22 protein-coding genes are annotated in these 24392 nt (G+C 48.2%); 20 read left to right on the top strand and 2 right to left on the bottom strand.

The window, feature by feature from the left end:
* Nucleotides 1–9: 9 nt before the first annotated feature.
* A complete protein-coding gene (locus B212_RS0125705) occupies nucleotides 10–1092 on the bottom strand; it encodes a GntR family transcriptional regulator (protein WP_019914116.1) in 1083 nt (360 codons plus the stop codon).
* Between the two features lie 285 nt (nucleotides 1093–1377).
* Between B212_RS0125705 and B212_RS0125700 the strand changes: the two genes are divergently transcribed.
* Genes B212_RS0125700 through araA form a run of 3 tightly spaced genes read left to right on the top strand, consistent with a single transcriptional unit; the run spans nucleotide 1378 to nucleotide 5145 of the window.
* Nucleotides 1378–2991: a xylulokinase gene (locus B212_RS0125700; protein ID WP_019914115.1), complete on the top strand. Its 1614-nt coding sequence runs from the start codon at nucleotides 1378–1380 to the stop codon at nucleotides 2989–2991.
* A gap of 1 nt (nucleotide 2992) precedes the next feature.
* Complete coding sequence (locus B212_RS0125695) at nucleotides 2993–3688, top strand: L-ribulose-5-phosphate 4-epimerase (protein ID WP_019914113.1); 696 nt, start codon at nucleotides 2993–2995, stop codon at nucleotides 3686–3688.
* A gap of 32 nt (nucleotides 3689–3720) precedes the next feature.
* Entirely contained in the window at nucleotides 3721–5145 is a 1425-nt protein-coding gene (gene araA / locus B212_RS0125690; protein ID WP_019914111.1) for an L-arabinose isomerase, read from the top strand.
* 124 nt (nucleotides 5146–5269) lie between these two features.
* Here araA and B212_RS0125685 read toward each other — a convergent pair whose 3' ends face one another.
* A complete protein-coding gene (locus B212_RS0125685; protein WP_232231586.1) occupies nucleotides 5270–6028 on the bottom strand; it encodes a carbohydrate-binding protein in 759 nt (252 codons plus the stop codon).
* Between the two features lie 506 nt (nucleotides 6029–6534).
* Between B212_RS0125685 and B212_RS0125675 the strand changes: the two genes are divergently transcribed.
* From B212_RS0125675 to B212_RS0125595, 17 genes are all read left to right on the top strand, one after another.
* Nucleotides 6535–7575 carry a zinc-dependent alcohol dehydrogenase gene (locus B212_RS0125675; protein WP_019914108.1) on the top strand — a complete coding sequence of 347 codons (1041 nt, stop codon included), beginning with the start codon at nucleotides 6535–6537 and terminating at the stop codon, nucleotides 7573–7575.
* 38 nt (nucleotides 7576–7613) lie between these two features.
* The gene (locus B212_RS0125670) at nucleotides 7614–9554 is read left to right on the top strand and encodes a hypothetical protein (RefSeq protein ID WP_019914107.1); all 1941 of its coding nucleotides are present in this window, start codon (nucleotides 7614–7616) and stop codon (nucleotides 9552–9554) included.
* A gap of 227 nt (nucleotides 9555–9781) precedes the next feature.
* Nucleotides 9782–10918 carry a sugar ABC transporter substrate-binding protein gene (locus B212_RS0125665; protein WP_019914106.1) on the top strand — a complete coding sequence of 379 codons (1137 nt, stop codon included), beginning with the start codon at nucleotides 9782–9784 and terminating at the stop codon, nucleotides 10916–10918.
* 20 nt (nucleotides 10919–10938) lie between these two features.
* Complete coding sequence (locus tag B212_RS0125660; RefSeq protein ID WP_019914105.1) at nucleotides 10939–11598, top strand: dihydrofolate reductase family protein; 660 nt, start codon at nucleotides 10939–10941, stop codon at nucleotides 11596–11598.
* Between the two features lie 74 nt (nucleotides 11599–11672).
* Nucleotides 11673–13037 carry an MATE family efflux transporter gene (locus tag B212_RS0125655; protein ID WP_019914104.1) on the top strand — a complete coding sequence of 455 codons (1365 nt, stop codon included), beginning with the start codon at nucleotides 11673–11675 and terminating at the stop codon, nucleotides 13035–13037.
* A 191-nt stretch (nucleotides 13038–13228) separates the two neighbouring features.
* A complete protein-coding gene (locus tag B212_RS0125650; protein ID WP_019914103.1) occupies nucleotides 13229–13579 on the top strand; it encodes a helix-turn-helix domain-containing protein in 351 nt (116 codons plus the stop codon).
* Between the two features lie 11 nt (nucleotides 13580–13590).
* A complete protein-coding gene (locus B212_RS0125645) occupies nucleotides 13591–14367 on the top strand; it encodes an ImmA/IrrE family metallo-endopeptidase (RefSeq protein ID WP_019914102.1) in 777 nt (258 codons plus the stop codon).
* Nucleotides 14368–14369: 2 nt separating this feature from the next.
* Nucleotides 14370–15194 carry a hypothetical protein gene (locus B212_RS0125640; RefSeq protein WP_019914101.1) on the top strand — a complete coding sequence of 275 codons (825 nt, stop codon included), beginning with the start codon at nucleotides 14370–14372 and terminating at the stop codon, nucleotides 15192–15194.
* 307 nt (nucleotides 15195–15501) lie between these two features.
* On the top strand, nucleotides 15502–16044 hold the full coding sequence (locus B212_RS0125635; RefSeq protein WP_019914100.1) for a MarR family winged helix-turn-helix transcriptional regulator: 543 nt from the start codon (nucleotides 15502–15504) through the stop codon (nucleotides 16042–16044).
* Between the two features lie 112 nt (nucleotides 16045–16156).
* Complete coding sequence (locus tag B212_RS0125630; RefSeq protein ID WP_019914099.1) at nucleotides 16157–17611, top strand: aryl-sulfate sulfotransferase; 1455 nt, start codon at nucleotides 16157–16159, stop codon at nucleotides 17609–17611.
* Nucleotides 17612–17641: 30 nt separating this feature from the next.
* Nucleotides 17642–18643 (top strand): ABC transporter substrate-binding protein, encoded by a 1002-nt coding sequence (locus B212_RS0125625; RefSeq protein ID WP_019914098.1) that lies wholly within the window; start codon nucleotides 17642–17644, stop codon nucleotides 18641–18643.
* Nucleotides 18644–18665: 22 nt separating this feature from the next.
* Nucleotides 18666–19442 carry an ABC transporter ATP-binding protein gene (locus tag B212_RS0125620; protein WP_019914096.1) on the top strand — a complete coding sequence of 259 codons (777 nt, stop codon included), beginning with the start codon at nucleotides 18666–18668 and terminating at the stop codon, nucleotides 19440–19442.
* A gap of 18 nt (nucleotides 19443–19460) precedes the next feature.
* Entirely contained in the window at nucleotides 19461–20237 is a 777-nt protein-coding gene (locus tag B212_RS0125615; RefSeq protein WP_028531043.1) for an ABC transporter permease, read from the top strand.
* A gap of 108 nt (nucleotides 20238–20345) precedes the next feature.
* Nucleotides 20346–20783, top strand: a complete 438-nt coding sequence (locus B212_RS0125610; protein WP_019914094.1) for a MarR family winged helix-turn-helix transcriptional regulator — start codon at nucleotides 20346–20348, stop codon at nucleotides 20781–20783.
* A 69-nt stretch (nucleotides 20784–20852) separates the two neighbouring features.
* Nucleotides 20853–21971, top strand: a complete 1119-nt coding sequence (locus B212_RS0125605; RefSeq protein WP_019914093.1) for an alpha/beta hydrolase family protein — start codon at nucleotides 20853–20855, stop codon at nucleotides 21969–21971.
* A gap of 148 nt (nucleotides 21972–22119) precedes the next feature.
* Nucleotides 22120–23052 carry a phosphotransferase gene (locus B212_RS0125600; protein ID WP_019914091.1) on the top strand — a complete coding sequence of 311 codons (933 nt, stop codon included), beginning with the start codon at nucleotides 22120–22122 and terminating at the stop codon, nucleotides 23050–23052.
* A 162-nt stretch (nucleotides 23053–23214) separates the two neighbouring features.
* Nucleotides 23215–24327 carry an ABC transporter substrate-binding protein gene (locus tag B212_RS0125595; protein WP_019914090.1) on the top strand — a complete coding sequence of 371 codons (1113 nt, stop codon included), beginning with the start codon at nucleotides 23215–23217 and terminating at the stop codon, nucleotides 24325–24327.
* Nucleotides 24328–24392: the final 65 nt, after the last annotated feature.

Raw genomic sequence — 24392 nt, 5'->3', positions numbered from 1 at the left:
AGTCTCCCCCTATTTCGCTTTCACCGTTTCTCCTTCAACCAAAACAGGTTGATAATAGGTGCTGTTTCTTAAGTCCTTCTTTCCTTGCAGTTTCTTAATGACCCAATCGGCGGCGTCGCGTCCCATTTGCTCCTGGGGGTGGGTTAAGGTCGTTAGCTTGATGTTTGCATTTTTGGCGATATAAGAATTATCCTGACCAATAATGGACAAGTCTCCCGGAACGGACAGTTCAAGTTGTCTGCACACATTTACGACCTCAAGCCCTACCTCGTCGTTATAACAGACAATTCCAGTCAAGTTGTCTCTATTTTCAGATAGAAATCTCTTTAAGCTTGTGGACAGGTCCTGCTTCGTCTCGGTATCGAAGGAGAGCACCTGCTCGGGGTGAAACCGTAATTTGGCTTCTCCAAGCGCTTTGATATACCCCTTCATCCGGTATTTCCCTTGTAAATCATCCATTTTGGCAATGATCCCAATTTGGGTGTGTCCTTTCGAGATCAATTCTTTGGTCGCCAGATAACTGGACTGTACATCATCCAGGCAAAAGAAAGGAACCTCCAATTCTTCATAATAAGCATTGATCATAATAAAGGGGACCTCTTGTTCCTTGAACGACAGGTAGTAAGCGATATTGGGATTGTATAAATTGCTCTTCGTAGGTTCGATAATCAGGCCATCCACACCAAAGGACAGCATCATTTCCAGGGCTTTCTTTTCTTGTGCGACATCATTATTGGTGCTGGCTAATAACAACGAATAATTATCCTCATTCAACCGGCCTTCAATCCCGCGGATAATGGAGGGAAAGATGTAATCCGAAATATAGGTCGTGATCACACCGATGGTCCGGTTATTGGGATTCCCGCCGGATTTGGAGCGGAACTGGTTGCTGACATAAGTGCCTGATCCTTTTTCGCTTCTTAAAAAACCCTCGTTGGACAGCTCTAAAATGGCCTTCCGCACCGTCTGCCGGCTGACTTGATACATCTCCTGCAAAGCGGATTCTGTAGGGATTTGTTCGCCTACGTTGTAGGCTCCCGAAAGTATATTGCTTTTTATATCCTCAAGGATAACCTGATATTTTGGTTTCACTTTACTCACTTCCTCCATAGTTGTTCCAATACTAATTGACTCACCCGTAATATTTGTATGTACATATCATAACATGCTTATGAACTTATTATAATCCTTTGTTTTCTATGTATAAACAGTATAAGTAAAACATAACATTGTCTATTGTGAAATTTGTAGGCATATCTATTATTATTTATTGACAAATGTACGAACAAAAAATATACTAAATCTGTTAATAAGGGAAAGCGCCTTCTTTCGGTTATAGGTGTTAAAACAGTTGTCATAGAGGGGAGTAACGTGATCATGGATCAGAACATTAAGCAGGCGATTACTAAGGGAGAAACCTCGCTTGGTATCGAATTTGGGTCCACACGTATCAAGGCAGTACTGATTGATCAGCGTTTTGAGACAATCGCGTCGGGAAGCTATGAGTGGGAAAATCTTTTAGCAGACGGGTATTGGACGTACAACTTAGCGGAGATTATCAAGGGTCTGCAAGCGGCCTACAGTGAAATGAAGCAGGAAGTTGAACGGAAATATGGAGTCACCCTTCGAACCATTGGTTCGATCGGATTTTCTGCAATGATGCACGGGTATATGGCTTTTGACAGCACAGGCGAGCTGCTTGTGCCGTTCCGGACCTGGCGTAATGCAACAACCGGCGCTGCGGCTAAAGAATTAACGGATAAATTCCAATTCAACATCCCTGAGCGGTGGAGTATTGCCCACCTGTATCAAGCCATATTAAACAAAGAGCAGCATGTGCCTCGTATTGATTTTGTTACGACTTTAGCCGGTTTCATTCACTGGTTACTGACAGGCAATAAGGCTATCGGCATCGGAGATGCTTCGGGTATGTTCCCGATAGATGAAGCCACACAAGATTACAATGAAGCGATGGTTAAGCAGTTTGAGGAATTGATCGCGGGCAAAGGCTACTCCTTGAAGCTGAAGGATATTTTCCCTAAGGTCTATACCGCAGGCGAGCAGGCAGGTGTATTAACCGAGGCTGGGGTGAAAATTCTGGACCCATCCGAAAATTTACAGCCGGGAATTCCGCTTTGTCCTCCGGAAGGCGATGCGGGAACAGGGATGGTTGCCACGAATAGCGTGAGAAAACGGACCGGCAATATTTCTGTAGGAACTTCGGTTTTTGCCATGATTGTATTAGAAAACGAACTCTCAACCGTATACCCGGAAATTGATATGGTAACCACTCCTAACGGCAGTCCGGTCGGCATGGTTCATGCCAACAACTGCTCAAGCGATATCAATGCCTGGCTGGGCTTGTTCCGTGAATTTGCTGAAGCAGCGGGACAGAAGGTGGATACGGCTCAACTATACAGTGTGATGTTTAACAAGGCTCTGGAAGCAGACCCGGATGGCGGCGGCTTGCTTAGCTACGGGTATTTGTCAGGCGAAAATATCACCGGAATCGAAAAAGGCCGGCCGCTGTTTGTCCGCTCACCTGAGAGCAACTTTAATTTGGCCAATTTCATGCGGACTCATCTATTCACGGCGTTTGCTGCTTTGAAAATCGGCATGGATATTTTGACAAAGAAAGAAAACGTGGCAATTGACAGCATTCTGGCTCACGGCGGTTTGTTCAAAACCCCTATCGTTGGACAAAAAATCGTTGCAGCGGCGCTCAATGTTCCAGTGTCCGTTATGGCAACCGCCGGAGAAGGCGGGGCTTGGGGAATGGCTATTCTCGCTTCTTACATGATGAACAAGGCTGGACAGGAACGTCTGGACGACTTCCTCGACGGCAAAGTTTTCAGCAATGCCCAAGGCCAAGAAATTTATCCGGATGGCTCTGACGTTAAAGGCTTTGAGACCTTTATGGAGCGCTACACCAAGGGGTTGGCGATTGAACAGGCTGCTGTAGATAATCTAGTGGAGAACTGGAGGAATTAATGTGTTAGAGCGGTTGAAAGAAGAGGTATACCAGGCCAATCTGGACCTGCCTAAGCATGGACTCGTCAAATATACGTGGGGCAACGTGAGCGCGGTTGACCGTGAGAGCAGCTTGTTCGTAATCAAGCCCAGCGGCGTGGATTATGAGAAGATGAAGCCAAGCGACATGGTAGTTGTCGATTTTGACGGCAATGTGGTTGAAGGTGAAATGAGACCTTCCTCCGATACACCGACCCATGCCGTGCTATACAAGCATTATGACCAGATCGGCGGCATCGTGCACACGCATTCGACTTGGGCCACTGTCTGGGCACAGGCCGGACTTGATGTTCCTGTAATGGGAACTACCCATGCCGACACATTCTACGGCTCTGTACCTTGTGCCCGGTTCTTGACGCAAGAGGAGATTGACCGTGGTTATGAAGCGGAAACCGGACGCATCATTATCGAAACTTTCGAGCAGCGTGGCCTGGATGTTATGGCAGTTCCCGGCGTCCTGCTTAAGGGTCATGCTCCCTTTACCTGGGGCAAAGATGCCAAATCTGCCGTAATGAACAGCGTTGTGCTGGAAGAGGTTTCGAAGATGAATTTGTTCGCACGGGAACTAAACCATTTTGCCGAAGAATTGCCGCAGCGGATCTTGGATAAACATTATCTGCGCAAACATGGGAAAGACGCCTACTACGGGCAGAAATAATACAAACTTATAAAGAGAAGAGGATGAGCATCATGTCAACAGTAAGTGCCAAACAATTCTGGTTTGTCGTAGGATCGCAGCATCTTTATGGAGAAGAAGCGCTGGCAGAAGTTAAGGCTCATGCGCAGGCTATGACCGATGCGCTCAATAACAGCGGTGTTCTGCCTTACCCGCTTGTACTGCAGGATTTGGCTGTCAGCGCGGATAAAATCACCTCCATCATGAAAGAAGTCAACTATCGTGACGAGGTTGCCGGTGTCATCACCTGGATGCATACCTTCTCTCCGGCAAAAATGTGGATTCGCGGAACGAAATTATTGCAGAAGCCTTTGCTGCATCTGGCAACCCAATACAATGAGAGCATTCCTTGGGCAACAATTGATATGGACTTCATGAACCTGAACCAGGCTGCTCATGGCGACCGGGAATACGGATTTATCAATGCCCGTCTGCAGAAACAGAATAAAGTGGTAGTTGGCTACTGGGAACGTGCTGAAGTACAGAAGCAAATTGCGGACTGGATGGACGTAGCGGTTGCTTATAACGAAAGCTTCAACATCAAGGTTGCCCGCTTCGGCGATAACATGCGCAACGTCGGCGTTACCGAAGGAGATAAGGTTGAAGCCCAAATTCAATTCGGCTGGACGGTTGACTATTTCGGCATTGGAGACCTTGTGCAGTACGTGAACGCGGTTACGGAAGAAGAAATTAATGCTTTGTTTGCGGAATATGCAAAGCTTTATAAATTTGATTACGGTACGTACAGCAAGGAAGCCTGGGAAGCTAGCGTCAAGGTTCAGGCGAGCTATGAAATCGCCCTGAAACGCTTCCTGGATAACGGCGGTTACAATGCCTTCACTTCGAACTTCGAGGACCTGCACGGCATGAAGCAGCTTCCGGGTCTTGCAGTGCAGCGTTTGATGGCACAGGGTTATGGCTTCGCCGGTGAAGGCGACTGGAAGACGGCTGCACTCGACCGTTTGCTGAAAGTAATGAGCCACAACCTGAATACAGGCTTCATGGAAGACTACACGTATGAAATGGCTGCAGGTCAGGAAGCCATTCTGCAATCCCATATGCTTGAGGTAGACCCAAGTCTCGCAAGCAACAAACCGAAAGTGATCGTATCTCCGCTGGGTATTGGCGACCGTGAAGATCCGGCCCGTCTGGTGTTTGACGGCAAAGCAGGAGAAGGCGTAGTTGTATCCATGGCTGACTTCGGCACTCATTACAAGCTGCTGATCAACGAGGTTACGGCATTTGAACCTACGGTTCCTGCTCCTAAGCTTCCAGTGGCCCGTGTATTGTGGAAGGTGAAGCCGAACTTCCAGGATGGAGTTAAGGCCTGGATCGAGAACGGCGGCGGCCACCATACCGTTGTTTCCTTGAACTTGACGACAGACCAAATTGTTACCTATGCCAAGCTGGTTAACCTGGAATACGTCATTATTAAGTAATTAGAGGACAATCATACAAAACAGCCTTTGGAATCATTCCAAGGGCTGTTTTGTACGTATATTTTTCCCAAAGCGGAATAATAAGCCGCCTGTGATCCTGCTGTTAACTGCATTTTATAACGAATTAGTTGACCCCGTAATTAAGTCCATAGTTATTATCCCAATACGTTTGTCCGCCAGTTGTATACGAGATTGAATATTTAACATTTGCAGCACCAGGAACATTGAAGCTGTAGCTCCATCTTTCAACACTATTGAAATTATTCAAGGAGCCATTGTAAGCAGCGTAGCCCTCATGAGTCGTTGCCCAGTTGTCCGTGGTGTACAGTACTTTTACTGTTTTCGTCGGATTCAGGTTTTTAACATAGATGTTTCCGCTAAATTCACCATTGCTCAGAGTACTACTGGCGTTAAGCACATTTGGTGATCCCAAAATAACGGAACTCAGAGGAACTGTGCTATTGACTTCATTGTAATAATTCACTCCCCCGTTGTTATCCCAATAGCTCTGGTTATTTACTTCGTATTTGATTGCGAATTTCAGGAAGCTCAGATTCTTCAACTCGGAATGATCTGTTGTAGAACCATTTGTGGAAATGCTAAAATGCCATTTCTCATGGTTTACCTCCGTCGGCCCGACATAATTCGCACTCGTATCATACCAATTTGTGTTATCTGTCGTGTAATGGACAGTGACATTTTTTACGGGTCCCAGATTAGCAACGTCAATATTTCCGCTGAATCCAACATATCCAGGTTTATAAATAACGCTGACATCCGAATCAATAAGCTTGACCTCATCACCGCTGGCAAATGCCGAGCCTACAAAGGATAAACTAAACATCAGAGTAAACATCATCAATCCGGCAAATAGCTTTTTCATTGCTTTCACTGTTCTCTCTCCTCTAATTTTAAATTTTTTACACCCGGGTCGTGAGCCGATAAGTATGACATACGTGCAGTATACTTTTTGGTTTTCATCCCTCCTTTGTCATGCGGAAACGAAGCTGTAATTTGCTGAATGTTAATTATTTCCTGTTACTAGAATATCTTTAGTAAAAAAATATGTAAATAGTAAATAAGTAACATTTATATATATTATTAGGTTTGATATTTTGTTATAAAAGGTCGCGAGAAGAGGAAGTCAGCACAAAAGATCCTTGAGGCTGTTGACATTCGCCCTGAAAACCATAACTAACACCTTCTCTGTCCGCCAGTAGCTGCTTGAAATAACTAAAAGCGTTTTCGTATGTGATATTTATATGAAATGTTAATTAATAACATTTTACGACAAAATTCACCTTACTTTTACAGTTGGGCTGTGGTATATTCTGGTCGAATATAGAATGAGTATTAACAAATCAACAAAAAATGAAAGGGAGAACAAGAATGAAAGCACTGGTGTGGACATCCAATCATAAGCTGGAGCTGTGCGACTGCGAAGAGCCGCTGATTGCAGCTCCAGATGAGGTCAAAATCCGGATTGAGATGTCAGGGGTTTGCGGAACGGATCTGGCGGTCATAACGGGTAAAGAAGAGGGAGTTCCAGGGGTCATTCGAGGTCATGAGGCTGTGGGGACTGTAGTCGAAATCGGCAGCAGCGTTGACCGTGTTAAGGTGGGAGACCGCGTGGTTATTGATCCGAATCTAAGCTGCGGTGAATGTTATTTTTGCCTGAAGAAGCAGCCGCACCTGTGTACGGGTACCGGTGGCAGGGGAATGCCTATTGCGGGTTTGAACCGAAATGGAACGTTCGCTTTTTTTTACTCAACTGCACAAACGTTTGCACACCTTCTCCCGGATCATATGAGCTGGGAAGCAGGGGTTTTGATTGAGCCGCTTGCCTGTGTGCTGCACAATTTCAAAGAGGCTAACCTATCGGCAGATGATAAGGTGCTCGTTCTCGGGTCGGGTCCGATGGGACTGCTCAGTCAAATTGTCAGCAAATCCAAAGCGGCGCTTACTGTTGCGACGGAGATTAATCCATATCGGCTGGCCTTTGCCAGAGAATTTTCAGATTATGCTCTAACTCCGTCCCAATTAGATCAAGCTGTCGTAGACGAGCTCTGCTCAGGACATAAATTTGATCTGATTATCGACACGGTGGGTACTCAGCTCGAAACGGCAGAGGAATGGATTGAGCGTGGCGGCCGTATCGTTCCATTCGGAATTAATGCGAAATACCAGTATACCTTTTCTCCTACCAAATTCGTACAGAATGCCCTCAAAATTATCGGGGCAGGCGAATACCGCAACATGTTCGGGGAGGCTTTGCGGTTTGCCGCTGAGACACCGGAGCTGGAGAAGCTGGTGACCAGAAAAGTGAAGCTCAATCACTATGAAACAGCAATTAATGAGCTGATCGGCTATGAATTGGACTCTTTGAAGGTGGTTAGGAGTGAAACTGTCAAGACGGTTTTTGTGCCCTAAATAATAGAACTACAATCAACGAGAGGTGGCACCTGCCAATGAGTAAAGACAGCAATTATAGACTTGTTCAGGATTACCTGTCTGCACACAAGGATAAAGATGTAGAGCCGATCTGGATTCCCGCTGTGTGGAATGAGTGCCAATATGAGCGTGTTCTTTTCGAAAAAGACGGTGAGATTTGTGTATACCCGTATGATTTTATGACGGAGCACTTCAAGTACCTGGACAAGCTTTCATGGAGGTATCCGCTCAAGGAACGTACGGATCTGGACGACAGCGCGATCTATTCCTCACTAATTCGTTATTCGACTGCTTGGGACTATAACCATGATGGAGAAATCGAATCAGGTACTTTTTTGAGATTCTGCATTCTCCTGCCGCTGCTGAAAAAGATGGGAATCAATATCCTGTACATGCTTCCGGTTAACCAGTACAGCAAATTGAACCTGAAGGGGGATATCGGATCACCTTACGCCGTGCAATCGTTATTCCACCTGGACCCGAACCTGCACGACAGCCTATTGGACGGCATGAAGCAGTTCACAATTCACGATGAGCTAGGCGCTCTGGTCGAAGCCTGCCATTTGCTTGATATTAAGACCGTCCTGGATTTCATTCCCCGGGTAACAGCAAAAAACAGTGCGTTCATTACCGAACACCCGGATTGGGTGTATTGGATCACAACTGAGGCAGTGGAGGGATTCACGCCGCCCCTGATTCCTGAGCTTGGATTTTTTGAGGAGTGTACGCCTGACAAACTGGAGACGGTCTACCGCAGCCAGGAGACTGCAGCGTTCCTTCGGAAGTTCTCACCGCCGCCAAATGAACTTCATCCGGTCCTTTGGCAGCAATTAAAGAGAAAGGCTGCTAAAACCGGAGAAGAGCTATTAACCTTGGTGGAGCAAGAAATGGGGATTACGACGGCCCCGGCGCATTCGGATTGGATTAATGATGTGCAGCCGATTTGGACAGATATTACGTTCTTGCGCCTCTATAAGGATGTTTCTCCTCAAGTGAGACAGCTTATAAGTCCGGATCAGGCACCTTATGTCCTGTTTGATACGATCAAATGCAACTATTATCCGGGAGATGAGCCCAATCTTGAGCTGTGGGACGTTCTGGAGCAGGCAGTGCGGTTCAATCTCGAAAGGTACGGAATTGACGGCTTCCGCATCGACATCGGACATGTGCTTCCTACGCCGCTCTTGACCCGAATTTTTGACACGATCAAAGAGATCAATCCGAATGCGATCCTGATCAGCGAAGACTTGTTCAACCGCAACCATAAGAAGGCGGCGGGCACCGGCTATAACATTATGCTTGGCAGCGGATGGAACGTCATGACGCAAATTACCAAGGAGAATCTCGTTGCATTCCTAGACGAGCTGCCTGAGCTGTGTATTCATGTGTTTGCCTGTGCAGAAACGGCCGATACTCCCCGGATTACGAGCCGTGGCGGTGTCGGGGTTGCCCGAATGATGGCGGTATTTAATCAATTTCTTCCGAACGCGATTCCATACGTCACGACCGGCTATGAAATGAATGAGGAGCAGCCTCTCAACTGCGGTCTTGGAGACAATACGAACGGAGAGGATATCGCGCGCGCTTTTTTTAATGTCATGCAGATTAATTGGACCAATCCTGCGCCAATGCTGCCGCTGCTGGCTGAGTTATATGAATTCAAGAAGGGCTGGCCTCAACTGGTCAAGCCGGAGAACTTTTTTGTCGCTCAATCTCCGGAAGGTACTGTCCTATACGGGTATCTGCAGGGAGATCAGACGCTGCTGTGCTGCTTTAACTTGAGTTCGGATGCTTCCTGCCACGTCGATCTGAAGGCTGCCGTACCTGGCCGATGCCCAATGACCGTGACACTGGATAGCTCCTTAACAGGCAGCAGTGTGGGGCAGACGCTCGACAGCCTGCTGCTTGCGCCGAATCAAGCTCTAGTTCTCGTTAACAATATTAGACACGCCAGTTAAGTTGAACTTGAAAAAGAATAAAAAGGGCGGAGTGCGGAGGGGAAGTTTGGAACTGGAGGAGCGTTAGCGTCCGCCTTTGTCTGCGGATTTCTACCGCGAAGAGCGGTAATAATCAAGAAATCTGCAGACAACAGCGGCCGGAAGTCCAAACATTCCCCGTAGTTACGACCAGACCCTAATATAAAAATCTAAAGTTCAACTTATACAGTTAAGGGAGAGAAGCTGCGATGGCAAAAAACAAAAAAGAAATCGTGTTATGGCATGAGTTTGACGGTCCGGGAGATACCTCGATAGAGGTGCTGGAGGGAATTTGCAAGCTGTATACGGAACGCTGTGGCGTACAAATTACGCCACAGGTGATGAATATTTCGGAGCTGACTGCGGGATTGAACCGGATTAAGGATACCGGTAAGGGTCCGCATCTGGCGATGGTTCCAGCGGATATGTCCTCCTACGTCCAGAATGGCCTTTACTCCGAAGTGCCGGTAGGGTTGTTAGACGATGTGCTGAGTGAAGGCGCCCTTTCAACGATGCAAATGGATGGCGTTCAGTATGGTACCCCGGTGCTTCGGGGCAACCATCTGGTCGTGTATTACAATCAGGAGATTTATGCCAGTGCGCCGACGGCCTGGGATATGTTCGAGGAGGCAGCGGAGAAGCTGTCCGCTCAAGGCATTGTGCCGCTCGGGGCAGATTTGCAGCAGGGCTATTGGTTTATTCCGTTCCTCACGGCTTTTGGCGGTTGGCCTGTACAGAACGGAAAGCCGAATATCATCACCCCTGAAATGAAGCAGGCGCTTCAGTTCATCCGCGGCAAGATGGATCAAGGCGTGCTCGTCAGTCTCGACGGCTCCACCGAACTGCTGGAGCAGTTCATTGACGGTAAGATCGGCTCCATTATTTGCGGGGAGTGGATATATAACCACCTCGACAAGCATATGGGGAACAAGCTTGCCGTTTGCCAGCTTCCGGTCATAGAAGGCCGGCAATCGCTATCCATGTCTTCTTCCATCGGCCTGATTTACCCGAACCATTCGTTAACTTCCGCGGAGCGGGAGGATATCCTGGCGTTCACGCGTTTTATGCTGAGTGATGAATGCCAAACCATGTGGACGCTCGATGTGCAGCGGATTCCGGCTCAGGAAGAGGTGCTGAACCGCTTGGCTGCCTCTGCTGCGCCTAACAAAAAAACGATTTTGTCCCTATTGGATCATGCACGCCCAATGCCCACCAACCCCTTCATGATCCATGTATGGGAAGCGATGAATGCGGGTCTGACCGAGCTGTCTTTGAGTAATCCCGACCAAGCGTTGACAACAATGGAACAGACCATCCATGAGGCTTGGGGCACATTTCAAAGCTAATAAGAGACGGGGGAAGAGAAATGAAAACAACGATATTCAGCCAAATTTCGATTGACGGAAAGCTAACTATGGGAGCCGGTAATTCGAGTAAAGAGCTTTTTTCTTTGTTTTCCAGTGAAGATATCGAGTTCATCCATCTGTTCCGGGGAAATGTGCAGGGGATTATGGTGGGTAAAAATACGATTCTGACGGACAACCCGTTTCTTACGAACCGGTATGAAGAGAACAAGAATCCAATCCGCATCATTCCGACGACGACCCTCAACATTCCGCTGGATAGCAATGTGCTCTCGGATGAAGGGCAGACGATCATCGTCACCACCGAGAAAGGGCGGGATGAGGGCAAAATTAAGCAGATCCGGGAAAGAGGGAAGGAGTGCCTTATCTGCGGCGAGGATAAAGTAGATTTCGTGGAGCTTGAGCGGCAATTAGAGGACAACTATGGGATTACCAGCCTGATGGTAGAAGGCGGCGGTTTTTTGAACTGGCATATTTTTAATCAGGATATCGTTGATGAAATTATTCTGATGCAGCTCCCCATCATCATCGGAGGCGCTTCGAATATTACTTTGGTGGATGGAGACGGGTATCAGCAATTGTGCTTTACCAAAAAGTTCAAGCTCGTAGAGATCCAGCCCAAGGATAATTACACGCTCATGCGCTACAACAAAGTGATATGACAGTTGCTCAGGGCATAGACTGCGAATGGTTATGGAAGCTGTAAAATCAAGAATATGGGGGTTGTCAAAAATTCATGTCAGAGAAGGATAATTTCTATAAAAGTGTATATAAAATTGCGGTGCCGGTTACGCTTCAAAGCCTGCTGATGGCACTCCTCAATTTGACGGATCAAATGATGGTCGGACAGCTTGGAGACGTGGCGATTGCCTCGGTCGGGATGTCTACAAAAATCTACGGGATCATCGCAGTGGTACTGGCCGGTCTATCAACGGGTGTATCCATATATGCTGCCCAGTTTTGGGGGAACAAGGATGCCAAAAGTGTATCCCATGTGCTGGGTCTCGGTCTGATCACCGGCTTTGTGTTTTCGTTCCTGTTCTCCGCGGCTGTCTTCATGGACTCACCGCTTTTTCTGAGCATGTTCACCACCGATGCGAATGTAATAGACGATGGGCACATTTTCTTGAGATTCATGTCGCTTGGCTTCGTGCCTGTTATGTTTACGATGATGTATTCCGCGATTTTACGCAGTACCGGACATGCCAAATGGCCGATGTATGTAAGCTTAATTACGGTTGGTTTGAATGTCATCCTGAATTACGTGCTTATTTTCGGCCACTTCGGCTCTCCTGAGCTTGGTCTGAAGGGCTCGGCCATAGCTACGCTTATTTCCAGGGTGGTCGAATGTTTGCTGATCATCGGTGCCGTGTACCGGTATCGTCTCCCGGGGGCTGCCCAGTTGAAGAACTTGTTCATTATTCCTAAACCGCTCATCCGCAAGTTTTTTGGAACGACCTATCCGCTGCTGTTGACTGAATTGATCTGGGTACTCGGCGAAACGGCATATGCGATCATCTACAGCCGCATGGGAACAATGGAGATGACCGCGATGACCATTACATTCCCGCTGCAGGGGCTGTGCATCGGTTTGCTGTCAGGTCTGGCCAGTGCCGCCGGAGTGCTGGTTGGCAACCGTTTAGGCGCGAATGAAACCGACATCGCACTCGATCATGCGAAAAAATTCATCCGTCTGGGCATCGTAATCTCTCTGATCGTCGGGGGCATTATTGCGGCCGGCTCGAAGCTGTATGTCTCTGCATTCAATATCTCTGAGGATGCAAAACAAATGGGTGTATATATTGTAATTGTGTTCGCTGGATTTCTGTGGGTCAAAGTATCCAATATGATTATGGCCGGCGGCATTCTGAACAGCGGGGGAGACAGCAAGTTCGTGTTCGTTATGGAATCTACCGCAACATGGCTGATCGGCGTCCCATCCGGGCTGTTGCTGTCGTACGTCTGGAAGCAGCCTGTGTACCTTGTGTATCTCGTCATTTCGCTTGAGGAGGTTGTCCGCTTTGGCTTCGGCTACGCCCGGATTTACTCCCGCAAGTGGATACGAAATTTAGTCAGCGACTTGACTGAAAAAGCGATGTGAGAGGTGAGGGAGGCTGGCGGGAAATTGATCTGCAATGAATAAGTGAAAGTGATAAATTACTGAAAAACAATAAATAATAATATTGATTATCATATTTACGGATAAAACCATTGATTTTATTGTTTTTTTTACTGAAAATCTGTATTTCCTTTCTTTTTGGCATATAATAATTATAAGGAGGGTGATGACCTATGATGACACGTGATCAAGACATTTTGAATCGGATCAATTATTACTTGGACAATGAGGGACTTCGTAAGGAACGCTTGGCCAAGAGGATGGGAAAGTCAACTTCAGCACTTTATGCCAACCTGAGTGGAAAGAATCAAAAAACGGTTCAATTTGCTGCTGAATTGGCTGATGTTTTGGGGCTTTCCCCCACATTTTTCATTAGTGATGATTTTTTATATAAGCGAGTTTCAGCATTGCAGACCGGTCTGGAAAATAAAGTAGCTTTCTCAGCAGGAAAACTGTCGGAAGAAGGACGAGATGGTCTGGAACAAATTCGCAAAATTTGTGATTTAGTCAATATTTATGAGTAAGGGGCCTTATCATGCCTGAACTAACATCAGAACATCTACCTGTGCTGTTAAAACAAAATAAAGAGGTCTACTACGAAGTAGATCATTACATTAAGACGTACTTAAAAAATGAGCACCCAAGCGGATGGACTATTGTGGACGGGGCCATGCGATGGATTGAAGAGAACCATCACTTTATTCAAGCCCCTATAAAGGATGATTCTCTTGGCGGGTTTATATTATTTAAATCACCAAAAGTAATATGTTACTTAAACAGTTGGCAGCCTCGCATTTATCAAAATTTCATACTATTGCATGAGCTATTTCATACCTTGTCTAGGACAAAACACGTAAATGATGAGCTTCATTTAGTTGAGTCTGATCTTGACAGAGACTTAGATGAACGAAAGGCAGATTATTTTGCTTCTCTCCTGCTTTTGGATGCGGCGGAGGTGGTTACATTCTATCAAAATCTTGGAGAAGATGATTTACTTGATAAGATCATACTTACTATGTTTCGTTTTTCTGCGCCGTATAAGGCTGTTCTAATTCGATTATTTGAGCTCGAGTTAATCAATGGAGAAGAGTTAAAGAACAGGTTTGATGTAAAGTATAACTTAGAGGCAGAATTTACGCGGCTAGGGAAGGACCCTTCTCCCGTGCAAAGAAGCCTAATCATTAATTTTCAGGATGTTGTTAAAGTGATGGAATCAGGTAAGGGAAGGTTACCTGATGTAGCCAATGACAACAACTGGAGTACCTTGAAGAATGTAATGCAATATTTTGAAGCCAGAAGAAGGACCCAGTAAGTATGATTATTACGGATTTCGAAGAAATAACGGATATCCTGGATTCATCACCGAGAGCCTTCCTATACGATACCGTAGCTATATCTCGGCATGAACTGGCGTATTTCCGCCATGGTGTTAGTATGTCTCAATCATTTATCAATAATGATGTGGTAATTCTAACACAGACGATCCTTGACGAGCTAAAGTTCAGTGAAGATACGGGACGGTATACTAATTTTCTACAGCAATTTCCTAAAATCATATTAATAGATGAAACATCCCTTATTGATTATTTTCATGAAATGTATGTACCGAAGCAACGTGCACTCAGTCAATATAAAAATTGTGCAATTCGTTCCTTCCAGTCTATTCAATCGTTGGTTGACTCTATTAAACATATAGAGACGGATGAGATAGAAAGGAGGGTAATGGATTTATTTCTCACTTATTTTTCCAGCGGAAAAAATAAAGGAGAGTACTCCTTGCTATGGCTGTCAAATATGTTATGTGAGATTTTCCCGAAAATTTCTATTTTCTTCATAGGGCTTGATAGGGATTTATATAACATTGTTAACCATTGTTATCATCGCTTTAAAGATATCGGATCAGAAATTAGGAGTCCGTATGACGTGCGGGTATTGAGTGACGAATTGATGCTTCAGGCTTTGCTACGTAGAGGTGAATCAATTGATTCATTAGTTGGTTGTTATAGAGATGAAGTGAGGAAGGTGCTTTATAAAGAAATCAGTGGGGGGATTACGGCACCAAAAACTATAGAAGGCGCAATGGACAACCCTCTTTTTTTGGAACGATTAAAGCAAGGAACGATTGAGGTTATCTACTAGAGCGAGACTTGAAAATCGCCAGCTCATCAAGGGGGGCGATTTTCTTTTGTACAAGCAGAACGGTATCACATTATAAATACATACTTGACAGGTAGGAATAAAAGGGTATATGATTACGGCAATCCTTCACTGCTAATTAAATGAACAGTGAAATAATTACCGTGAAACTAATAACTGAGCTGATTGGACCGCCAAAGGCTCCCGTGTTTATCCCGCATAAGGGGATGTTCCGGGGGTCTTTTTGCGGTTCCAGGATATTATGTCTTGTTGTATGGAGTATCTGATTACTGGAAAGCAGGGGAACTGAATGCACGATAAGCAGTGGGAGCAACTGGAGGAAGCGGATGATCTGTTCCGCAGAATGGTGCGGAGATTTGTGAAGGAGCGCGACCGGGTAAGCGTGGAGGGGATTGCTCTACCGGGCATGCTGATTCTGCAAAAAATTATCCGTGACGGAGAACAGCGTCTCGGCGATCTTGCGGAGCAACTGGATTTCACCTCAGGCGCCATAACGGCGCTGAGCGATAAGCTGGAGTCGGGCGGATACACGGTACGCAGACGCAAGGAGAATGACCGGCGCACCGTGCTGCTCGACATTACGGATAAAGGGCGGGAGATGGTTGCGCGCAACGGCAACATCGGGGCCCGATGTATTACGCTTCTGTTCGATGGCTTTACGGCGGAGGAACTGGAGCAGCAGGCCCGCTTCTATGAGCGGATCATCGCCAATCTGGAGGGCTTCTCGGAGACACTGCTCAAGCTGGCGGAGCAAAATGTCGAGCCACCCCGTTCGCAGACCCTTGAACAGAAGCCGCGCGTAGGCGTGAAGAAGAACTATCTCAGCTACTGAGATGAGAATGGAAGCTTATGCTTACAAAACTTATGCGTAGCTTCCGAAGCGAGTTTTGTACGAAGTGAAATCAAGGAAGCGTATGCTTACAAAACTTTAAGGAGGATGAATCATGGGACATTCAACCGTATATCCAACAGGAGCAACAGTCTATAATCCCGGCAAAGCGTGGAGCGGCTACACCGTATTCCAGGCGGGTGATGAGGGGGTTGTGCTGATTGATATGAGCGGGAAGGAGGTGCATTTATGGCAGGGGCTAATCGGGTTTCCGGCCAAAATCCTTCCCGGCGGCTATGTGCTTGGCAGCACGGGACGAAGAGATCCGAAGTTCGGAATTCAGGATAATGTTGATCTGGTGCAGGTTGATTGGGACGGCAACGTGGTCTGGAAATATAACAGCTACGAGCATATCGAGGACCCCGGCTATGAGCCGCTATGGTATGCCCGCCAGCATCATGATTATCAGCGGGAGGGTAATCCTGTCGGCTACTATGCTCCCGGCCTTGAACCTTCAGCTAACAGCGGTAAAACATTGATTCTGGCTCATAAGAATTTGCATAATCACCAGATCTCCGACAAGCAACTGCTGGATGACACGATCATTGAAGTGGACTGGGAGGGCAATATTGTCTGGGAGTGGGCGGCCAGTGACCATTTTGATGAGCTGGGTTTTGACGAGGCGGCGCGCAATGTCCTGTTCCGTGATCCGAACACCCGCTCCTTCGGTGATCTGGGCGGCGGCGTAGGCGACTGGCTGCATATCAATTCGGCTTCGTATGTGGGACCGAACAAATTCTATGATCAGGGCGATGAGCGTTTCCACCCCGACAACATTATCTGGGATGCCCGGGAGGCGAATATTATCGCCATTACCGACAAGGTGACCGGGGCTATTGTCTGGCGGCTGGGACCGGACTACTCGCTGCCTGAAGTGAAGCATATCGACTGGATTATCGGCCAGCATCACGCGCACATTATTCCGAAGGGGCTGCCGGGCGAAGGCAATCTGCTGGTGTTCGACAACGGCGGCTGGGGCGGATATGGCCTGCCGAATCCTTCTTCACCTTTTGGGCAAAAGAATGCGCTGCGCGACCACTCCCGGGTGCTGGAGATCAATCCGGTAACGCTGGATATTGAATGGCAGTATACCTCGGCAGAGGCGGGTTTCTCTGTTCCTACCGATTCCTATAAATTCTACAGCCCGTATATCAGCTCGGCCCAGCGGCTCCCGAACGGCAATACGCTGATTACCGAAGGCTCGAATGGCCGCTTGTTCGAAGTGACGGCAGAGCATGAGCTGGTGTGGGAGTATATCTCTCCTTACACCGACCGCAGAAATACGAATATGGTCTACCGATCCTACCGTGTGCCTTATGCCTGGGTTCCGCAACTGGAGAAGCCGCAGGAAAATGCCATTGAGCCGATAGAGGTATCCACCTTCAGAGTGCCTGGCGCTGCGCCGAAAGGCTCGGATTCTGTGGTTAGTGTAGCAACAACGCTGCCGTTCATGGAGGGGGCCGCTTGTGTGGCTACTGCGGATGAGGGCGGCAGCCGGAGAAACAGCTAGCGAAATTCATAAACGAAGAGGTGCATCATTTTGAAAAAATCATGGTATGGCTCAGTAGTTCTGCTCTTATCCTTGTCTATAGTGCTGGTGCTGTCCGGCTGCAGCTCCAAAGGGGATGCGGCGGCATCCGGCTTGAAGATTAAAATTGCCGACATCAATACGAACCCGACCTTCCGGGTGGCTGTGGATAAAGGGATCTTTGCCAAACACGGCATTGAGGCGGAAATCGTCAACTTCGGGACTCCGGCGGAGGGCGTAAATGCGCTCTTCATCAAGCAGGTGGACGTAGCCTTCGGCGCCGACTTCCCGGTGCTTAATGCCGTTGCCAAAGGGGAGTACTCCATTATTGCTTCCGCCGGTCAGGCCACAGATCAGGCTGCGGCGGTCTGGAAGCTGTACGTGAAGGATGATATCAAGTCCGCGGCTGATTTGAAGGGGAAGAAACTAAGCTTCATGCGCGGCACTTTTCTGCCGTATCTGTGGGATGAATACTTGAAGGAGCAGGGCCTTGCGTTAAGCGATGTAACGTTGACGGGACAGGGTGCTTTTGACGAAGCCTTCATTGCACTGAAGCAAGGCGATGTGGATGCCGCCTGGTTCAGCGGCTCAGCGCTAACTGACAAGCTTGCCGCGCTTGAAGGCGTGCATGAGCTGACGGACATGTCGAAGACCCCAGTTCGGCTGGGAATGGGACTGGTAGCGGGGAATGCGTTCGTGCAGGCTAACCCTGATGGAATCGGGGAATTCCTGGCAGCGGTGGATGAAGCATCGGCTTATGCCCAGGAGCATCCTGAGGAAGTGGCTGACCTGATGTTCAAGGATGTGAAGCAGCCAAAGGAAGCTACGCTGAAGGATCTGCCGACCAACCCTTGGAAGGTTGGATTTACACAGGCTGCGTATGACAGTCTCGCGGGACAGAAGAAATACATGGTCGATACGGGGATCATTAAGCAGGACTTTGACCTGAACAGCAAGCTGAATCTGGAGCCGCTTAAAAAGGCGCTGCCAGATAAGGTGACTTATTCGAAATAACCAAATTTACAGGAGGTGACTCATGTCCTTGACTGCCAAGCACCATGCCATTTATATCGAGCAGCTCCGCAAAAGCTACAGCGAGCCTGCCGGGGGAGACGTGCATTACATTATCAAAGATGTGAATCTGGTGATTAAAGGCGGTGAATTCTTCGTGCTGCTTGGGCCGAGCGGCTGCGGGAAATCGACACTCCTGAACATGATTGCCGGGTTTGTCTCCAAGTCAGGCGGCAATCTGAGAGTAGACAATGTAGAGGTGAATAAGCCGGGCAGAGACCGGGCGGTTGTGTTCCAGCAGGCGGACTCGTCCCTGTTCCCTTGGCTGACTGTCCGGGAGAATGTGGAATTCGGACTGCGGATGAAGAAGATGCCCAAATTGGAGCGCCGGGCCATCTCGGACCGCTATATCGGGCTGGTTGGACTGAACGGCCATGAGGAGAAGTTTCCGAAGGAACTGTCAGGCGGCATGAAGCAGCGGGTGCAGCTCGCCCGGGTGCTGGCCAATGATCCGGCCATTCTGCTGATGGATGAACCCTTTGGCGCGCTGGACGCGATGACCCGGCGGACGATGCAGAAGGAACTGGTCCACATCTGGCGCGAGACGCATAAAACCGTTATTTTTGTGACACATGATATTCAGGAGGCCCTGCTGCTGGGCGAGCGGATCAGTATTATGTCTGTTGGCCCCTCCTCCAATATCACGGACATTTACGATAATTCGCTGCCCTTCCCGCGGGATGTGGCTTCGCCGGAATTCTACTCGCTGTACCATCAAATTCAGAGCCATTTCGAAGAATAGGATAGGGTGTGACACATGATGAAATGGGTGGAGAAAAAATGGGTGTCCGTCTCCCTGCTGTGGATTGCGGCACTGTGCATCTGGCAGTTGGGCGCTTGGGTATATGGCCCTGATGTGATCCCCGGCCCCTGGAGCACCCTTAAAGGAGGGCGGGAGCTGATTGCGGACGGTACCTTGCTGCAGTATATCGGCATCAGCTTTTACCGGGTGCTGGTCGGCTGGGTGCTCGGAAGCCTGTTGGCTATTCCTGTGGGGCTGATAATTGGAAAAGTAAATGTCATCCGCATTTTTGCCGAGCCGTTCCTGAATTTCATCCGCTTTATTCCGCCGATTGCCTTCATCACGCTGTTCCTGGTCTGGTTCGGCATCGGGGAGCAGTCGAAGATTGCGCTGATTATGTATGCGACCTTTTTCATTGTGGTGCTGAATACCTTAACGGGTGTAATGGCGGTGGAGGAGGACAAAATCCGTTCCGCCCGCAGCATGGGGGCAAGCGAGTGGCAGATTCTGCTGCATGTCATTGTACCGGCTACGATTCCGTATATCTTCACGGGAGTGCGGCTGGCGATGGGAACCTCCTACATGGCCATCATCGGTGCGGAAATGATTGCCTCAAACGAAGGGGTTGGCTATCTCATCTGGAATTCGCGGCTGTTCTTCCGCACGGACTGGATTTTTGTCGGGCTATTCTGCCTGGGGTTCATGGGTTTTGCCACGGACCGGCTGTTTGGCTGGTTCGGCCGCAAAGTGCTTTTCCGCTACGGCGTGGTCAGTGTGGCGGCGCGGAGAAGGTAGGGAGAGGCTACGAGCATGCTGATTGCAGGTGTGCCTGCAAAAGTCCTTGACAATATAAGTTGTTGCAACTACTATAGCTGTAACAACTTGTTGAGGATGGGTGAGGCGTTGAATACGGAATACGACTATAAAGAGCTAATCGGATTTCAGATTATCAAGGGCGAGGTGTTAATCAAGCGGAAGATGCTGGGTGTTTTTATGGAGAAGGGCTACGATCTTACCTTTGAGCAATGGACCGTGCTGAATGTGCTCTATGCGGAGCCCGGAATCAATCAGAGCGAGATTGCCGCCAGAACCTTCAAGGACAAGACGAATGTTACGCGTATTCTGGATGTGCTTGCGAAGAAGGGCTACTTGGCCCGTGAAGCGCATGATCAGGACCGCCGCAGCTACCGCATTTATCTGACTCAGGCGGGTCACGAAATGTTCGCTGATCTTATTCCACATGTGAAACGGTTAAATGAACAATTTAAGACAGAGATCCCGGCGGAGGAATTGGAGCAGTTCATTCATACTTTAGAGAGAATTTGCCGGAACGCACAATAAATTTTTTTGCTTATATAGTTGCTATAGCTATTATATATATAACTACTAATAGTGAAGGAGATGGCAATCATGATAGAGTTAACGGTGAAGGAACGGTTTGCATTCCGGTTTGTTTTTAATGAAGAGAGAGTGTATCAGCGCTGGTATGGCCGGTTCTTAATGTTTGGGCTGGATTATGGAAGACTCCGCAGAGTGGTGGCGAGAGTTGGCGATTGGCGTCAGTGGTGTCAGATCTGGACCACGGAGGGCGATGAGGTGTACCGCAAAGCGGAGCGGGCACTGGCCGAAGGCAGCCTGGGTACAGCCAAGGCTTTATTCCATGAGGCGGTGGCCTGCTACCATGCGGGACAGCATATCTTTTTTATCGACAGCGGGCAGAAGGAGGCCACACAGGACAAGGCAAGAGCAAGCTATGTCCGGGCGCTCTCCTTATATAGCGAAGCAGAGAAGCCTGTAAGAGTGGATGTCCCATATCGTGGGGGCAACATCCCGGGTTATTTGAGGAAAGCGGACACTGAGGGCAGACCTTTGATTATTTTTGTGAACGGCATGGACAATATTAAGGAGGCGGAGGGGCATCATTTCGGTGATGTGTTTAGCCGGCAGGGCTTTAACTTCTTCACGTTTGACGGACCGGGCCAGGGTGAGATGTGGCGTACAATGAAATTTGATGCCCGTGATTACCATTCAGCCGTTTCAGCGGTGATAGACTGGTTTGAACAACAGCCCCCCTCCGGGATTGATCTGGAGAGAATCGGCCTCGTCGGCTTCAGCCTGGGCGGTTATCTGGCACCTGAGGCCGCAGCCCGCGATCCCCGGGTGAAATGTACGGCCGGCAATAGCGGACTGGTCTATATCGGCGGAATCCAGGGGCTCAATAAATTGAATCCGATCTGGCAGCGCGGGGTTACGTATATGACGGGAGTTAAGACGCTGGAGGAGGCACTGCCCCGGTTCAATTATGATATTAATGAGGCGCCCGCTCTGCGTTCACCGCTGCTTTTCTTCCACGCGGGACGTGACGAGGTGATGCCTGCACCCAAGACCCATGCAGATAAAATGGTGAACTGGGCCAAGGGGGAAACCACTCTGAGATACATGGAAGATGCCGAGCATTGCACGATGAATTATTTGGATGAAGTTTTCCCGGAAATTCTGGACTGGTTCAAGAAGCAACTGCGCATGTAGCCCGGCCTCGAACATACCATATAGACAAGGTAAAGAGCTGGCTGGATAATCGGGCAGTTCTTTATTCTTATATAGGGAAAGGATATTATATATATTTTTCAATACAGGTATCCTAGAATAAGCTCAAATCCCAAGAGGAGGCAGAGCGATGGAGCAGCAGCTCATTAACAATATTAGTGAATTGGTCAAGGCAGAATTTCATGGAGCTATAGGTTCAATCAAGGACATCGGAGGCGGATTTTACGGTAAGGTGTTCTTGGTAGAGATAGATGCGCCGCCGTGCCGGCTGGTTATAAAAGTATACAACCGGACTGGACTTAACACCCGTGAGCAAGCCCAATTAACTATACTTGGGAAGTATTCGAGTCTTCCAATGCCCCGGGTGTATTTTGTGCATCACAAGAGTGATACAATCCCTCTCGACGTCCTGTGCATGGAATACTTAGAAGGTATTAATGCGGGTGAGATTTACGATATGCCTGATGACAATAGAAAAAGAATCGCTGATCAAATTATTGATAACCTCATTGCCTATCACAGTGTGATCCATCCGGAGGGATTCGGCGAATTGAATTCGGACAACTACACGAAAGATTGGAACGAGTATTACAAGCCAAAGGTTGATCTCATTTTTGAAAAAGCAACGACAATGCATAAGAACAGGCAGTTGGATGATGAGGTCTATAAGACTGTAAAATCCGCCTATGAGAATTACGGGTTAATCTTTGGGGAGAAGGTGGAGCATGCGCGGTTGATCCACGGTGATTATAATATGTGGAATGTCATGCTCGAACAAGACCAGTCAGCCGCCGCAGCGGTCATTGACCCCTTTAACTGCTGCTGGGCGGATGCGGAATTGGACTTGTTCCAGCTCAGTAATGCCAACGGCAAATATTTCGGGCTGCTGGACAATTACCGGTCGAAGATTCCGCTGAGCAGAAATTTTGAAATCAAAACTAGCTTTTATGAGCTGTTTACAGAAATCATGCACTTTTACGATGCCAATGTAGATGTCTCCCACTCCAATATTAATGAGGAAGCAAAACAATTAAGCATGCAGATGAAGAAGCTCCGGGAATAGCTTTGAAGCAAGGCTCCGCTGTGCGGGGCTCTTTTTGTTTACAAATGCTGTCATTTCAATTAATGCCAGGCGAATAATGGCCCCCTATACTTCAGTTGGGCAGCGTACAGCTTGGATCAGAGAGAACGCCCGCAAATCAGAAATAGGAGTGATAGGGAAATCATGAAAAAAAGATTTACGCAAATCATGTCCACGGGTCTGCTGTTGTCCTTGCTCGTCCTGTTGCTTGCCGGTTGTGCCAACTCGGAAGCCAAAGCTGATGAAGGAAATGGAAATGCGGGAGTGAAAGAGCTGAGCCTGTCCGAAATTGAAGCAGAGGCTACCAAAGAAGGCTCTGTGGTTAGTGTGGGTATGCCGGATTCATGGGCGAACTGGAAGGATACCTGGAATGATATTACCAGCAAGTATGAAATTAAGCATACTGATACCGATATGTCGAGCGCGGAGGAAATTGCCAAGTTCGAAGCGGAGAAGGATAAGCCGACGGCAGATATTGGCGATGTGGGCATCGCTTTCGGTCCGGTTGCGGTGGATAAGGGTGTAACCCAGCCCTATAAAACCTCCTATTGGGATGAGATCCCGGATTGGGCCAAGGATAAGGACGGCAACTGGATTGTAGGCTATCAGGGCAGCATCGCCTTCCTGACCAATACAAAGCTTGTGGCTAACCCGCCAAAAAGCTGGGAGGATCTGAAGAACGGCAGCTATAAAATCATCGTTGGCGATGTCACTAAGGCGGCGCAGGCGCAGATGGCTGTGCTGGCTGCAGCGATTGCTTTTGGCGGAGATGAGTCGAATATTGAGCCGGGGATCGCGTTCTTTGAGGATCTCGCGAAGAAGGGCCGTCTCTCCAATGCCGAGGCTTCACTCGCGAACATTGAGAAGGGCGAAGTGGAAGTCACGCTGCTGTGGGATTTCAATGCGCTGAACTATAAGGATCAGATTGACAAGAGCGGATTCGACGTGGCAATTCCGAAGGAAGGCAGTGTGGTGAGCGGCTATGCGACGGTCATTAATAAATGGGCTCCGCACCCGAATGCTGCCAAGCTGACGCGTGAGTACATTCTCAGCGATGAAGGCCAGATTAATCTGGCTAAGGGGTACGCCCGTCCGATCCGCGACAGCGTGAAGCTGCCGGAGGATGTGGCTGCCAAGCTGCTGCCGAAAGAGGAATATGTCAACGCGAAGCCGGTCGGCGACTATAAAGTATGGGAAGAGACTGCAAAGAGCCTTCCGCAGCTCTGGCAGGAACGTGTGCTTGTGCATTTGAACTAGCCGTGCCCCTGCGGGTTAGCTTCATATAAGAGAGTAAGGGCGCCTTTGCTGTATGCCTGAGGCGC

Source organism: Paenibacillus sp. HW567 (assembly GCF_000374185.1).
Classification (GTDB): domain Bacteria; phylum Bacillota; class Bacilli; order Paenibacillales; family Paenibacillaceae; genus Paenibacillus_AQ.
Note: the sequence above shows the minus strand (reverse complement) of the source record. Positions and strands in the feature narration are given on the sequence as shown.